General features: G+C 56.9%; 1 protein-coding gene. It reads right to left on the bottom strand.

Features of this window, described 5'->3' with window-relative positions; genetic code table 11:
• Window positions 1–267 (bottom strand): MFS transporter (locus ACTHS4_RS12005; protein WP_440365998.1); only part of this gene is annotated, 267 nt, incomplete at both ends.

The following is a 267-nucleotide window of genomic DNA, read 5'->3' as shown; positions in this document are numbered from 1 at the left end:
AGGTAAAGCAGGCAGGTTTTTAGCCAACACCAGCATTACGCCGGCAGCGCAGACGCCGATCAGCAGGAAGCTGAGCTGCCAGCCAAAGTATTGCCCGACCACGCGCCCCAGCGGAATGCCCAAAACCATCGCCAAAACCGTACCCGTACTGAGCAAGCCCAAAGCCTGATTGGTTTTGCCGGTGGGCGCAAGCCGTACCGCCAAAGAAGCCGTAATCGACCAAAATACTGCGTGTGTCAGTGCAATACCGATACGGCTGACCAAGAG

The organism is Neisseria sp. P0014.S009 (assembly GCF_051958155.1).
GTDB lineage: Bacteria > Pseudomonadota > Gammaproteobacteria > Burkholderiales > Neisseriaceae > Neisseria > Neisseria flavescens_C.
The sequence above is the reverse complement of the archived record's forward strand: the minus strand, read 5'-3'. Positions and strand labels throughout refer to the sequence as shown.